Source organism: Enterococcus sp. AZ020 (assembly GCF_050499205.1).
Classification (GTDB): domain Bacteria; phylum Bacillota; class Bacilli; order Lactobacillales; family Enterococcaceae; genus Enterococcus_L; species Enterococcus_L dunnyi.
Genome location: NZ_JBIPAT010000001.1, coordinates 623,757 through 638,427 on the forward strand (window position 1 = coordinate 623,757; position 14,671 = coordinate 638,427).

Here is a 14,671-nt window from a genome sequence, read left to right on the forward strand (position 1 = left end):
TTCTCTCTTATTTATTGGTCCGTTTTCTTATCCAACGCATCATTTACTGCATCATTCCACTTATCTTTATTCCAGCTGGCAATTTTTTTAACAACATTCCCTGCATTATTTGGATCAGGGTAATAATATTCTGCTGTGATATTTCTTCGGTGCTGATCGATCGGAATATCCAATAAAATAGATTTTTCTGCAGTCGCGAGTTGTGGGGTATATGTTTTATACTTGTCCCCATCTATTTTGATGATGATCTTATTGACATTGCGGTAATAAGCTGTCAGTCGTTTGTTCACTACTGAAAGTCGAACATAGGCATTACCGTCTTCGATAATAGGATCAGGATCTGTCGGCTTCGTGTTTTCCGGCATCGGGCTGACCATTACCACTTCTGCAGCTAATACACGCTGATTTTCAGGAATAAAGTCTCCCGGCACAAAAGGAATTTCCTCTGGAGAGCGGCCTTGTGCTTTGACCGATAAGCTAAAGGACGGAGAACCTTCTGGAATCCTCGTCACGATGCTGCTAAATGAAAAAAGAATTTCGTCTTCTATCGATAGATTGACTTTATCCGTCTCCGTCGTGAGCATTCTAGTTACCGGATCATATGTTGCGCTGACTTCTACTGCTTTATCTTCTGAATCTGAGATTTTCTTTTTCTTGAAGGTAAAATTTAGTTCCTCCTCAGCTAGATCTTCTGGTATCACTATTTGGGCAAAAACATTCTGAACAACCTTTCTAGAATTTGACAGATTGTCTTCACTTCTAATTTTCCCTGTATAAGTCAAACGACTGCCAACTCTAGTAATATCGATCTCTTGATTGGTTACAGAATCTTTCACTTTCGTGCTTGATTTTACAGAATCAGGAAAAATAACCAAACCTTCCGGAATAATATCTTCCACAGTCAAAAGTGTCGCCGGCTTAAAGCGCTCGTCCTTCTTACTGGTTTTCACTGCATCATGATACCCTTTGTAGCTTTCATATCCACGTGCTGTCGGCATCACATTCCCCCACAAATCATTTGGCTCTTTAGTATGAGTCAAAAGTTTTTCTTTGTCTTGCAGCTCACCAATGTCACTGCGGTCTTTTGCATAGATTTCAATTTGGCTTCCAGCTGGTAAATAGCTCGGTAAATTTATCGTCCAGTCAACGATCGAATCACCTTTTGGTTTCCCTTCACTGGTGATTTTTGTGATACTTTCTTTTGCGAACTGATCATTGATTTTTGGAAAAAGATAAATTTCATCCATTATTTTTTCTTCCCGCTCGTCATACAGATCGATCGTGCCTTTGATTTGTTTCGTTGCATTCGTGATTTTGCTCGAACTTTCTGCTAATGGATCCTTTGTAACTGTTAATTTTTGAGGTGGAGTTACATCGACTGTTGTGACCGGTTTAACCAAAATCGTCTCTTTTTCTTCACTGGCTTCACCAACCTGATTTTTTCTCCCACGATGGGCACCGACCACTTCAACGGTATCTCCTGTACGTAAAAATTCGTCGCGGTCCATCACAAAAATACCGCCTCTAGCTTCGTCTTCGTCCCATTGCTTGACACCTGGCAAATCGTTGTTGATTCCTTTCGTAGACAAAACTTCTTCTGAGAGGATCTTTCCGTCCCTTTTCACCTGCACTGTGACCCAAACTTCATCTTCCCAAGCATCACGCATCTCATCCCCATAGCCTACTTTGACACTCACATGACCATAGATTGTTTTATCTGCATTTGTCGGAACTCTAAGTTCATCCACTGTTGGAGCTGAGCCGTTCCCACTCATCCGACTATAGCGATTCGCTCCTTTATAAGTCGATGTATTAAACTCATTAGGATAATCCGTACTCACGATTCTTTCAAAATGTGAGCCGGTCAATTTATAGGAGATCGGCGCCCAGTAGGCATCTGGGTCTTTATCTAAATCAACGTTATTTTTGATTTCCCACACTGAAAGATAAGATTTATTTGCTTCAAAAGTTCCTGAATTTGAGCCGCTGGAAAATACTTGTCCTCCATTTGGCCGGTTGTTTCTTAAATCATAAAAGCGTGGCTGATCGATCTCAAAGCTCGCTGTACCTGCTGATTGAACGATTCCGCTCGTTTGACTATTCGTAGTGCCTTCTGCTCTAAAAATCGTGTCCTTGCCAATCAAAAAACGTAAATTTCCATATTGTGTCCATAGTGCTGGACCTAAATCTGCTTTGATATATACCTCACTGCCCTTTCCTTCCATCGCAAAAACTGAGGTTTTTCTACTTCCGTCTACAGGAAATTGTACGCCTTGTTTCCCTGATAGGTCACCGCCATTTGTCGGACGTCCGCCACTAGATTTATCCGCTTGATTATTGATCGATAAATTCCCTCCAGATTGCACTAAAAATTGATTATTCTGTCCATATAGTCGAACACCTGAAGCTTCACCATACCTTTTATTGATTGTTACTTTTCCTTTATTCTTGATTAGAAACGTTTGGCCGCCGACCAGACGAAAACGTAGAACAGCACCAATGTTGTTCCCTTCTCCTTCTGAGATCAAATTTAATTCCGAGCTTTCTCCATCTACATGAAAATTACTATCTGTGACTTGATTGATCATTGCCGGCTGAGCTTTTTGTTTGTTGTTAGTCAGCCCTAAACTATGAACATTGATCTTGGCACCAGCGGTTACTTGAGTAAGTGATTTTGTAGTAGCAGAGCTATTATTAGAGGCACCACACAAGGAAATCGTTGCACCGATTGCACCCGTTTCATTTCCATTAGAGGTTGCGTTGACGACAGTTCCTTGATCTCGCGCTTCAAAATAGACTCGATTACGACTACCTTCTACATTGACATAAATCGCCTGACGCTTTCTGCTATGGATATTTAAAACTGACCCTTTTTCAGCGACAAATGTTGTGTTGATACTATTATTTTGAGGATAGAGGCGAATCGTTGTTCGTTCACCTGTAAGATCGACCTTTGCACCATCTGTGATCAGGATTTCCGTTGCATTGATCACATCATCCGTTCTTGTTCCTGATACCCAATTTACTGTACCTTTCATGACCAAAGACGCTCTCGGAATGTTGATAAAAGAACCGATTTCTCCTCGATAAGTATTTGAGACATTTTCAATCAACACTATCCATTCATTATCATTTGAAAGTAAACTATCACTTCGTATCAGTCCACTTGAATTTCGAATGTCAACTTTCATATTCACGAAAGCAAATGTTTGCGGTGTTTTTGTTCGTTCCAATCGGAAGGTTCTGTTAGCATTGGAAGTTGCTGTAGAAGAAAACGTAAAGTTTTTACCATCGATTCGTAATGACCGATTGATTTTAGGCAGTTCAGCAGTACCGGATATATTTGCGCCAAATTCAATATCATCGATCGAAGAGTCCTTTAGCGCATCGATCAACTCTTGATAATTATAGACGATCTTTTTTTTACTTGGATTGAAATTTTGAAGCTGTGTCATTAACGGCAAGTGAAACATATCATAGTTGGTATTCGTTTTTGCAACAGCGCCGGTTGTTGCATAAAGGGTATCTCTAGATGCTAACGCTGTATTTCGGCTCTTTTTTTGCTTTTCTTTTGGCAAAGAATAGTTGATTTTCGTCGATTTTATTTTGCGACCTTCTCGATAAATTTCAATGGTATCTTGGCTATCTTGAGCAATTGGGATCGGCAGTTTAAAGGTTCTTGTTTTATCAGACTTCTCAATCTCAATCTTTACACCATCAGATGCGGCGTTTTCTCCTGAGAGTATCTTTAGCCCCTCGATATCCAGCCCTTCCAGTGATTCTGGTGAAATCACTTGATCCTGTTTTGATTTGAGCACTATCGTTTCTTTCTTTGGCTCTTTTATCTCTACTTCCAGCAGCACTCCGATTTGCTCTTTTAGTTCCGGCTGGATATATTTTTCAACCGTTAAATGATAATTATTTTTCCCAAAATCTCGAATAAACCAATAGCCCTGATACACTAAAAAAGAAATAAGCATCAGAAAAATGATACTTCCAATACCGTATATTCGTTTCTTTTTTCTTACTCCTTTTTTCATAGATCGAGTCCTCCTTGAACGTTCTAGATCATTCCTTTTCTTCTTCGACATTCAGATAATATAAATTAAACAATAACGTCGATTCAAAAGTGCTTTGCTCCCCTTCTCCTGAACCAAACGTGTAACTATAATCTGTTACTTTGATGAATCGTTGATCATTTTCTAATGCTTGGATAAATTGAAAGAGCTCATTTTTCCCTGCTGCACTATAATCCAAAACGATTTTACTGGAATAAACTTTTTTCGTTGGATCACTTGGTGAAGAAAACAATAGGGTATCTTCTGCGGTGATTTGTTTCAGCTGAATCTTATTCTTTGCCACCTTTTGTTCGAGTCCGCTTAAGTATTCTTGAATTTGGATGCCTTTAGAAAAACGCGGAAGCTCATTAACGATAGCTGAATCAAGTAGATTTTTCTTGCCGGATAATGTTTGACTAGTTTGTCTAAGTGCGGCAACTTCACTTTCCAACCCCTGAATATCTTTTTGAATCTTACCTACTTCAGCTTGTTTGGCTGAAATACCAGTAAACCAAACAGTTATGATCATGAGCGCTAGAAGAAAAAACAAAACAATAGTGATTACAATATGCTTTTTAGTAAAAATGATTGTTTTCATTCCTGCTCTCCTCCACGTTTGATTGCCGGTAACTTTTCCTTCAAGGCTTGAATCTGAATCACTGATTTATATTCTTGAGATGCCTCTTCCTCAGCAGATGAAGAAATAAAAATCGCTTGATGTACCCAATCGATTTTATTTAATGCTTCTGTCAATGCACCAATATTCGCTAATTTTTGACCTTTGATCGATAAATCAATTTGAATCACTTCTTGTCCATCATCTGTTTTCAAGGCATTTGCTTGAGTTGTTTCCTCTTCTTCCATGCCTTCATTGAGCGGAACAATGATTTGATAGTTTTCGATCACTTGTTGATGCTTGATAACAGTTTCATCCAAGCGTTTGGCCATTTCAGCAAATTGAACCTGTGCTCCTTTTAGTTCTGTCAAATACGTCTGTACCTCTTCTGATTGTTCCTTCTTTTGCTTAGAGATCATCCCCGTCAGCTTCGCTTTTTCTACCTGTTTACTTTGAGCGGCCTGCTGCAGCGTCTTTACTTGCTGTTGAGAAACGAGATACACCGTCGTCAACCCACCTCCAGCAACTAAGAGCAATAAAAGAAAAACAAAGAGTATCAGTAATGTTGCTTGATTTTTATAAAATTTATCAGGCAATAGATTAATATTCATCGCTTCTTAAACTCCTTTCATCGCAAGTCCGGCAGCCAATAAATAAGGTGAAGGAATGCTAAATCTTTTTTCTGTGTTGACTGCGATCACAGGAATTTCCACTCTCTTTTCGATAGAAGAAAGTACATTTTTAAATAAAAGCGGATTTTCTCCTACTAGGTAAATTTTGTCTAATTTTTTACCGTTGGATAGGGTACTTGTGTAGTAGTACAAAATATTTTTTGTGATGTCTGCCAACTCCCCAAGTTCCTCAATTTCCTTCGGCTTATTAAACTCAGCTTGGTAAGTGTCATCGTCATTTGCAATGTACTTCCAGTTTGCACTATTGTACTCTTCGTATTGACTATAAATCGGGATATGGTTTTCAAAAATAGTAAATGTTGCCACACCACAATCTACCTCTATCAAAAGTAAAACATCTGTCCACTTGATATTTCGATTGATTGCTCTAGTATAAGCAACGGAATTTAGATCTACAGCACTTGGAATACCACCGGCACGCTGGATCTCGTCACCGACCTCAGTCAATGTTTTCTCTGATGTTGCAACAAAATAAATTTCACCATCAACGACCATTCGATCACGTTTTACCGTCTTAGTGTTCTTTTTAGCAGCCTTCTTTTTCACTTGCTTCTTTTGTCTAGCATTTTGCTTTTCAAATATCAATAGATCAAAGATCGGCTGTTCAAAGGGGACAGAGATTGATTCACCTAGTTCCAGGAACAAAAATTGTTTGACCTCTTTTTCATTACGCATCCCATTATCGGGAATGCTGCGAATCAACAGCTCATGATTGAACGCTGAAAATATCACATGAGGATTTTTGATATGATGCTCTTTAAATAGTTGCTTCAACCCTTCATATAACAAGTGCTTATTCGCAAATTTTCCATTTTTGAAGATACTGGCTTTTAATACCAACTCTCCTTTTTTATGGATCACAACTGGATTTGTACTTTTTAATATTACAAAACGGATCACATTTTTTTTAATATCTAAGCCGACAATCGTTTTTAACCCTTTTTTTAAAATGATTTTTCCCTCCATTTCAAGCTATTTATCATACTCCTAAAATCTAACCAAAAAGTATTGACCAGAGATATTGAAGCTGTCCCGTTGCATAGGAGTAGACAACCCACGTTCCTAAAGCGATAAACGGACCAAACGGGATATGTCTTCTTAATTTTTTTCGAACGATCATCTCACCGATTGCATAGATCAACGCGAATACACTCGCTAAAACCAAAGTGATCATGACATAGATCGGACCAATGAATATCCCTAAAACAGCGAACAATTTAATGTCTCCGCCAGCCATCCCGCCTTTACTTAAAAGAGCAAGCAGATATAAGCAGCCAAAACCAGCAACAAAGCCAGCAATCGGAAACCACCAAGGATTCAACTGCTGCAGAAATACTCGTTCAATAATGGCAAGAATAAAAAAAGGTAATAACACTTTGTTTGGTATTTTCTGAGCTGTGATATCTGTAACAGTAATGATCAGCAATAACGATAGTAAGGTCCACGCAACTAATGTCTCATTCGTCGTCCGCAGTAAAAAGGCAGATAGAGAAAATAGGGTTCCTGAAAGCAACTCAAACCCAAGATAGACAGCACCGATTTTCTGGTGGCAATGGCGGCATTTTCCTCGTAAAAAGACATAAGAAAAGATGGGGATCAATTCTAAAAAAGTCAACGAATGATCGCAATTCTCACAGTGTGAACGTTTTTTGATGATATCTTCTCCTCGCGGAAGCCGTTGACCGATCAGTAGAAAAAAAGATCCCAAACAAGACCCTAGGATGAAGATGAATATGTAAAAGAATAGGTATTCGTATGTGGATGGTGTAATGTTCATAATATTCTCCTTTATTTATCAAGCAAAGCCAAAGCTTTGCTTGATATATATTACTATTGAATTATGGTGCTGCTGTTTCTGTTCCTGTAAGACCATCTTTCCAAAGTTGATCCCTTGTCAGCTCAGCAACTTCTTTTTCATTCACATGATCAAGTAGTTTACTCCCTTTTGAACCCGCAGTTAGCGTATCCGCTGCTACAGTGATCAATATATTACCTTTGCTAGTTGTATGGAATGTTACGGCAGTTCCTGCCTTCAAAAAACCAATCTGAGTAATATAGTTCTTAGTTTCAAGATCAGCCGCTGTTACTGCAGGGGTCTTTTTACCAATGGCATCAGCTCCTGTTTCAGACATTTGATATAAATTAGCAGAACTCATTAATGACTGCACATTTGAAATTCCTGCATCCTCTCTATTTTTTTGAATAACATTGGAAATCGCTACTGCACCAATCCCCGCAATAATCGCCATGATTACCACAACTGCAAGTAACTCTACTAACGAAAGTCCTCGCTCATCCTTCATTACATTTTTTAACATTTTTGTTTCTCCTTTCTGTGTACATTCCATATGTACGGTTGTTTTTTTATATGATCAACATAGATTACCGGTATTATCTATGTGTAATCCTTTGATTAGCCTTGAACGGCGTCATACATCGAGAACATCGGTAGCATGATGGCTGCAACGATCAATCCAACGATCACACAAATAATGATGATCGTGATCGGCTCCATGATCAGCTTGATCCGTTCTCCCAGCATTTCTACTTCTTCTTCAAACATATTACTCAGCTTTTTCAGCATGCTTTCTAAAGAACCTGTTGATTCTCCGACAATCGTCATTTGCGTAACTAACGGCGGAATGATTTTATCTTGGCTGAATACACCACTCATCGAGCCGCCTCGTTCAACCTCTGCCTGACATCTGAAAATCAACTGTTTGATATATAAGTTATCCACCGCATCCGCTGACATTTCTAATGCTTTAGAAATAGAAACGGAACTTTCTAATAAGGTCGATAATGTACTTAACATCACATTCAAATTACTCTTTTGAACAAGCTCACCAAAAATCGGCATCCGTAAAAGAAAGCTATGCCATTTGAACTTTATTTCATTATTTCTCATCGCTAGCTTAAAGCCGATAAAACCTGATACGATCATGACTAGTAGCAGCCAGCCTTTACTTGTTAAAAAATTACTTAAGCCAATCGTTACTTTGGTGATTGCCGGTAGTTCTGCATCCAAACTTTCAAAAACAGTCACAAACATCGGCACGATACTTACGATCAGAAAAATCCCCACACATAAGGAAAGGACCAGCATGATAATTGGATAGATCATCGCCGTGATCACTCCACCTCTTGCTTTCGCTTTCTTCTCATAATAAGTACTCATCCGAACGAGTGTTGCATCTAAAGTTCCCGACATTTCAGCTGCTCGTACAATACTGATCAGCATAGAAGGAAAGGCATTTGGATGCTTGCTATAACAATTAGAAAGAGAATCTCCGCCACGAATGTCTTCACAAATCTGCAGCAAAATCTTTTTTAGGTTTTTATTTTGTTCTTGCTCAGCTAACATTTCACAAGCAGCTGTGATCGAAATACCACAATCGATCAGCGTCGCAAATTTTTGCAAATATTCCGCCAGCAGCTTTACGCTGACTCGATTAAATAGCTCAATTTCTTTTGTCGCAAAGGTTTCTTCCTGCTCCACTAAAATCGTAGAGCGCAGACCTTTTTTCTTTAATGCCTGACTCGCTTCATAGGAACTTTCCGCTCTTAAGCGTCCTTTTTTGATACCGCCATACATTGTTTGTGCTTCGTAGGAAAAAATCGCCATTGCCTATTCCTCCTCGCCTAGTAACGCTTCAGCCGCATCAACATCGACTTTGCCGGCAGAAACCAAACGGTTGATACAACTTTCCATCGTATACATGCCGTCACTTTTACCGATCTGCAGCATATTGCCGATTTGGTGTGTTTTATTTCCACGGATCAAATTAGCGATCGATTTATTATTTACAAGCATTTCCGTTGCCGCTACCCGACCATCGTTAGCTCGTGTGGGCAATAGTCGTTGAGCCAAGATCCCAACTAAAGCTCCGGCTAGCTGTGTCCGAATTTGTGACTGCTGTTCAGGTGAAAATACGTCAACGATCCGTTCAATGGTTGCTGCAGCACTAGTCGTATGAAGAGTGCCTAAAACCAAGTGTCCTGTTTCAGCAGCTGTCAATGCGATCGAAATCGTATCAAAATCACGCAACTCACCAACGAGAATAATATCTGGATCTTGCCGTAAGGATGCTCTCAACCCGTTTGAAAAGGACTCTGTATCTACACCGACTTCACGTTGATCGATAACACTCATATTATGATTGTGAACATACTCGATCGGATCTTCTAACGTGATGATATGGGTTTTCTTCGTTCGATTCAGATAGTCGATCATTGAAGCAAGAGTCGTTGATTTTCCCGAACCAGTCGGCCCCGTCACTAAGAATAATCCTTGTTTTTTTTGGATCATGCTTTTTAAAACGGAAGGAACACCTAAAGAACTTAATTCTGGGATCTTGGTAGCAATGATCCGTAAAGCAATCGAAACATTCCCTTTTTGCTTGAAGATATTGACACGAAAACGACTGGCATTTTTCACTTCATAAGCTAAATCGACTTCGCCATTTTCTTTAAATTCGGTCCATTGATCTGAATTACACATCACACGTCCGTACATAGAGATTGTTTTATTCGTTAAAACTTCTTCCGAAGCTACTTCATTCAATTCACCATTCAATCTAAAAATCGGAGGCAGCCCAACCGTTAAATGAATATCAGATACTTTCTGACGAACAGATTCACGTAACAACTCATCGAACTGCTCTTTAAATGGTCTCAACTTAGGATTTATTCCCCGTCCGCCTTTTTCTTTTTTCATCGCTGAATGCAGCGGCAACTCTATTTCCACTTCCTGACTCATCATTTCCTCCTTATGCTACTCATTTATTCACTAGATGTTGCTTTCAAGACTTCTGCAATTGTTGTATACCCTCTAACGACTTTATCCAGACCATCGTCTAAAAGCTTTTTCATACCGTTTTTCTTTGCTACTTTTTCTAACTCATTAGCTTCTCCATTTCTAGAAATCACCAATCGAGCATCCGGCGTTACAATAAATAATTCCTGAATAGCCATACGGCCTTTAAATCCTGTCATGTTGCACTTTTTACATCCTGTACTGCTGTACAGTGTATCTGTGTACAGATGATGCTTCTCTAAAAATTCGATTTCCTCTAAACTGGCTGGTTCAGCTACTTTACAGCTTGAGCAGAGCGTCCGCACAAGCCGCTGAGACAAAACACCTGTCAATGCATTCGCTACTAGAAAAGAGTCCACACCCATATCGATCAGACGACTAACTGTAGCGATCGAATCATTCGTATGCAATGTACTTAAAACTAGGTGCCCTGTCATCGATGCCCGAATGGCGATTTCTGCTGTTTCACCATCCCGAATTTCTCCAACCATGACGACATTTGGATCTTGACGTAAAATCGAACGTAAGCCCGCCGCAAAATCTAAGCCGATATCGCTATTGACTAAAACTTGATTCACACCGTCCAGCTGATACTCCACTGGATCTTCCACAGTAATAATATTGACATTCGGCGTATTCAGCTCATTCAATGCTGCGTATAGTGTAGAAGATTTCCCTGATCCAGTTGGACCTGTCACTAAGAAAATCCCGTGAGGCTGTTTCAGTAAATGCTTGATGCCTTTTAAAACGTCTGGATCGAAATTAAACTCATCCAGTCCTCTTAGCCCCGAAGACATATCGATGATCCGAATAACAATTTTTTCACCATAGATCGTTGGTAAAACGGATACCCGCAAATCGACCATCCGTCTGCCATTTGGAATACGTGCTCGGCCATCTTGAGGCAACCTTGTTTCAGTGATATCTAAAGAAGACATGATCTTTATTCTAGAAGTCACTGCTGACTGAACATTCTTCGGTAATTGATTTAGATCCAACAATTCTCCATCTACGCGAATCCGAACATTCAAGCTCTTTTTCTGAGGATCAAAATGGATATCACTGGCCTTTTTATCAACAGCCGTCTGCAGCAAAGAATTGACTAGCTTTATAATGGGGGAGTCATCCTCTAGAACCGAATTTACTTGGGCTACTTCTCCCGGCAAATCATCTGAAGCATCCTGCAGCCACTCTTCTAGCATCATATCTTCTGGATAATGATCGGTGATCATCTGCTCGATATCTGAACTTAAAGAAAAATAAGGTAAAATAGATAAGCCCGTCAGTAAACGCAGCTCATTGATCACGTCATAATCCATTGGATTGACCATGGCCACTACTAAGCGTCCTTTTTTCTTCTTAACTGGAAATAACTGATTTTTTTGAGCAAATTTTTTCGATACTAAATCAAGCACAGCAGAATCTCGTTCCACATTAAACAAGTCCATGATACGAATACCTGTTTGTCGACTTTTCAATGACATCAACTGCTCTTCGCTCAAATAATGTCCCTCGATCAAAAGACGTTCTACTGTCATTTTGGGAGATAGTTGTGCTGAGACTTCATTGGCTTGCTTTTTTGTCAGCATTTTATATTGGACTGCTAGGACTAAAAGCTCAGCTTTATCAAGACCGCTTGCTGATGTAGCAGAATGACGATCAACTTGTTCTGTTGTTCGAACTTTTCTTTTACGTTTTCTTCGTTCTTCCATTTCCCTAGCCTCCTCTTGATCAGTTCATTTATTTTAGTTCACTATAGTCAAAAACACGCTGTGCGACCCAATCTGCATTGGGATTCTTAGGCACAGTTGGTGAAACAATGGTGACTTCTCCATTGACTGCATCTTGTTCATCTGATTTTACGTTCAGTGGAATATCTCCAAGCCCTTCCAACATGTTTTTTAGCTCAACGGTGTCATCCGCTGTGGCTGTTTTTAAAATTAGTTTTCCTTTGATCGTAGGCTTTGTTTTATTAAATCCTTTTTCAATAAAGGTCGGATCAAAAAGGGTTAAATTCGGCAACAGTTCCATAGCCACCACCGTATCTTCCTCCATTTCTAAATTGAACGGTTCTACACCGACTGTTCCAAGATCCAGCTTGCTTTTATCGCTTAAACGAATCGTATTCCACCACTTTTTATCGTTATAATAGGAGCCTTTTTTTTGTCCGTCTGACCTTCGTCTCATCTTAGGTGCATCAATGAAACTCACTCCATTTTCAACCGTTAGCGCTGTTTTGCTTCCAGACAATTCCAATAACGCAGGCTGACGTGGCTTAGATGTGTAATCTCCCTGATCAGCGTAAGCAAAATCAGATTCCCCTCCGTCTTTCATCGCAGCACTGGTCAGCATAAAATGACCATTTTTCACTTGGATTTTTCTTGTATCATTTGATCCGGAGTTTACAGACACACCATCTATTTTTATCGTGTTATCAGTAGGCGTTAAATGTACCTGTGAACCAGCAATCACTAGCCCTCCGTTCATGAATTCTGACCAGTATTTATCTTGTGGATTGTTCTTTTTAGAGTCTCCAGCGTATTCGGTAAAATTACTATTTGTTGTGCTTTTATCTAATAAAATCGTTCCTCTTGCTAAAAAGAATCCATTCGTTTTTTCATTTTTACCTGTATGGTTGATCAAGAGATTAGGTGTTTTGATTTCCTGGAGATCATTGTCTATGTATAGACCTGCATCATTACTTTCCACTGGCATATGAATGTAAATGCCTGTATCAGCGGTAACATTGAGCTCTTTGATCAGATTTTTCCCAGTAGAGGGATCCGTTTCACTTCCTAGATACAGTAAGTTGTTTGTGCTAAGTTGAGCATTCGATTTGCCACGTAAGAGCACTCCTTGATTCAAGAAGAATGAGCCATCGAAAGTAACTTCGTTAGAGATCGGTTTTGCATTTAAAAAATCCAGCAGCTGCTGATCCTTATAATCCACCAGAAAATTGTTTGAACGACCAAAAGTCGAAGCTGTTCTATGATCAAAATCATCATAGGGAAAATCCAACGGTTGTTTTTGGTAACGATAGATCCGATCCATCTTACGAATCCAAGTATCTGCTGAAAGGTATTTATCGCCACTTGTCAACGGAGCTTCATAATAAACATACCGCCATGAGTCCAGTTGCTGTTCTTCATCAATTTGAAGCTTTTTCTCCCACTGAAACTCATAAACATAATCCGCCTTTGCCGCCGTTCGTTTTTCCTGACCATTTTTCCCTGTCTGTTTCACTTTTACCTCTAAAGAAAAAGTAGTTTTAATATTCGTGATTCCCTTTGTATCGCTAGAAGCTTGAGCTTTCAACCAGCCATTTTCACCAGTATCATCATCTGAGATAAATTTATATACTTCATCTGTCGCGGTAACAGTTGGTGTTTTATCTATTAGCACTTCATAAGAAAAATCTTGGTTTTTACCAATGTTTTCTTGTTTTATCTGATTTTCCAATTCATCTGCAACTTCCAGCATCGTTTTTTTTAAATTTGCCGCATCTTCTTGTTTATTCCGACCTTTTCCAAGTTCTGTATTTTCGGAAACTTTGGTTTGGATCAACTGGTTTACTTTAAACGAAGCTTCCTGCAATGCATATTCTTTGATATCCTTCATTTTTGTGATTTGATCGACTGCACTGATTTGCAAAAAGTTATTCCTTGCATGGATGAAAATCCCCATCATCACGAGGCTGACCAAAATGATCGCTCCTAATGTATAAAGCAACGCATATCCTGTTTCATCATGTTTTATCTGTTTACCAGCGTCCTTCACCGGGAATCTCTCCTCTCGCTTTCATCTCATCTCGATAGGTCAACTCTGCTTTTCTTACATATAAAATCTTAGCAGCCTCTTTTTCCTCGATTCCTTGTGCTCCTGAAAGATTGATATCCTCTCCACCCGCTTCAAGATAATCGCTAAAATCGATCTGGTCTTTATAAAAAAGAATCGTCACACTCGTTTGAATCGTAAAGGTATCACGGTAATTTGGTGTTTCAAATTGTGTTTTTAGTGATTCATTCTTATTTTTTTTCTGAAACACTTTGATTTTGTAGTCCTTATTTTTCAATTGATACGTTTTGCCTACACTTTTTTCAGCATCTAAAACATCAGTGATCCCTATTTTGTTTTTCCCAGCATCTATCCAGTCGATCGATTTTAAATCCGCTCGTTCAGGATCGAATACAGTAATGACTTGCTGGTCCAGCCAAGAGCTCTTCCCTGTCGTACCATTTGTAGTGAACTTGCCAAGATAACCAGCTTTTTCGTAAAGACCTTTTTTATTCATGATTCCATTCATTTGTACGATCATATCATTAGCTATTTGTTGGAATTCAACTTGCTGCCCTTGAATCGTAAAGGCTTTGCCAAGACTGTTGATGATCATACCAAAAAAAAGAATCACAATTGAAAAAATCGCTAATGTCGCAATCATTTCTACTAAGCTCAGCCCTTTTTCATCTTTGAGAAGCTTTTTCATGCACGT

At 39.2% G+C, this 14,671-nt stretch carries 11 protein-coding genes; all 11 read right to left on the reverse strand.

Going from position 1 to position 14,671, the window contains the following annotated elements; genetic code table 11:
- Positions 1 to 11: 11 nt before the first annotated feature.
- On the reverse strand, positions 12 to 4,040 hold the full coding sequence (locus tag IGI58_RS02970) for a pectate lyase-like adhesive domain-containing protein (RefSeq protein ID WP_429954514.1): 4,029 nt from the start codon (positions 4,038 to 4,040) through the stop codon (positions 12 to 14).
- Positions 4,041 to 4,068: 28 nt separating this feature from the next.
- Complete coding sequence (locus tag IGI58_RS02975) at positions 4,069 to 4,656, reverse strand: hypothetical protein (protein ID WP_429954513.1); 588 nt, start codon at positions 4,654 to 4,656, stop codon at positions 4,069 to 4,071.
- Positions 4,653 to 5,285, reverse strand: a complete 633-nt coding sequence (locus IGI58_RS02980; protein WP_429954512.1) for a hypothetical protein — start codon at positions 5,283 to 5,285, stop codon at positions 4,653 to 4,655. Before IGI58_RS02980 ends, IGI58_RS02975 begins: the two co-directional genes overlap by 4 nt.
- A 6-nt stretch (positions 5,286 to 5,291) precedes the next feature.
- The gene (pilM, locus tag IGI58_RS02985) at positions 5,292 to 6,332 is read right to left on the reverse strand and encodes a type IV pilus biogenesis protein PilM (protein ID WP_225534199.1); all 1,041 of its coding nucleotides are present in this window, start codon (positions 6,330 to 6,332) and stop codon (positions 5,292 to 5,294) included.
- Between the two features lie 28 nt (positions 6,333 to 6,360).
- Positions 6,361 to 7,143: a prepilin peptidase gene (locus tag IGI58_RS02990; RefSeq protein ID WP_429954511.1), complete on the reverse strand. Its 783-nt coding sequence runs from the start codon at positions 7,141 to 7,143 to the stop codon at positions 6,361 to 6,363.
- A gap of 61 nt (positions 7,144 to 7,204) precedes the next feature.
- On the reverse strand, positions 7,205 to 7,684 hold the full coding sequence (locus tag IGI58_RS02995) for a pilus assembly FimT family protein (protein ID WP_429954510.1): 480 nt from the start codon (positions 7,682 to 7,684) through the stop codon (positions 7,205 to 7,207).
- Between the two features lie 95 nt (positions 7,685 to 7,779).
- Positions 7,780 to 8,991, reverse strand: a complete 1,212-nt coding sequence (locus tag IGI58_RS03000; protein ID WP_429954509.1) for a type II secretion system F family protein — start codon at positions 8,989 to 8,991, stop codon at positions 7,780 to 7,782.
- 3 nt (positions 8,992 to 8,994) lie between these two features.
- Complete coding sequence (locus tag IGI58_RS03005; protein WP_207114622.1) at positions 8,995 to 10,125, reverse strand: type IV pilus twitching motility protein PilT; 1,131 nt, start codon at positions 10,123 to 10,125, stop codon at positions 8,995 to 8,997.
- Positions 10,126 to 10,148: 23 nt separating this feature from the next.
- Complete coding sequence (locus tag IGI58_RS03010; RefSeq protein WP_429954508.1) at positions 10,149 to 11,894, reverse strand: GspE/PulE family protein; 1,746 nt, start codon at positions 11,892 to 11,894, stop codon at positions 10,149 to 10,151.
- Positions 11,895 to 11,922: 28 nt separating this feature from the next.
- Entirely contained in the window at positions 11,923 to 13,959 is a 2,037-nt protein-coding gene (locus IGI58_RS03015; RefSeq protein WP_429954507.1) for a hypothetical protein, read from the reverse strand.
- Positions 13,943 to 14,665, reverse strand: a complete 723-nt coding sequence (locus IGI58_RS03020; RefSeq protein WP_429954506.1) for a PilW family protein — start codon at positions 14,663 to 14,665, stop codon at positions 13,943 to 13,945. The genes IGI58_RS03015 and IGI58_RS03020 overlap by 17 nt, the downstream gene beginning before the upstream one ends.
- Positions 14,666 to 14,671: the final 6 nt, after the last annotated feature.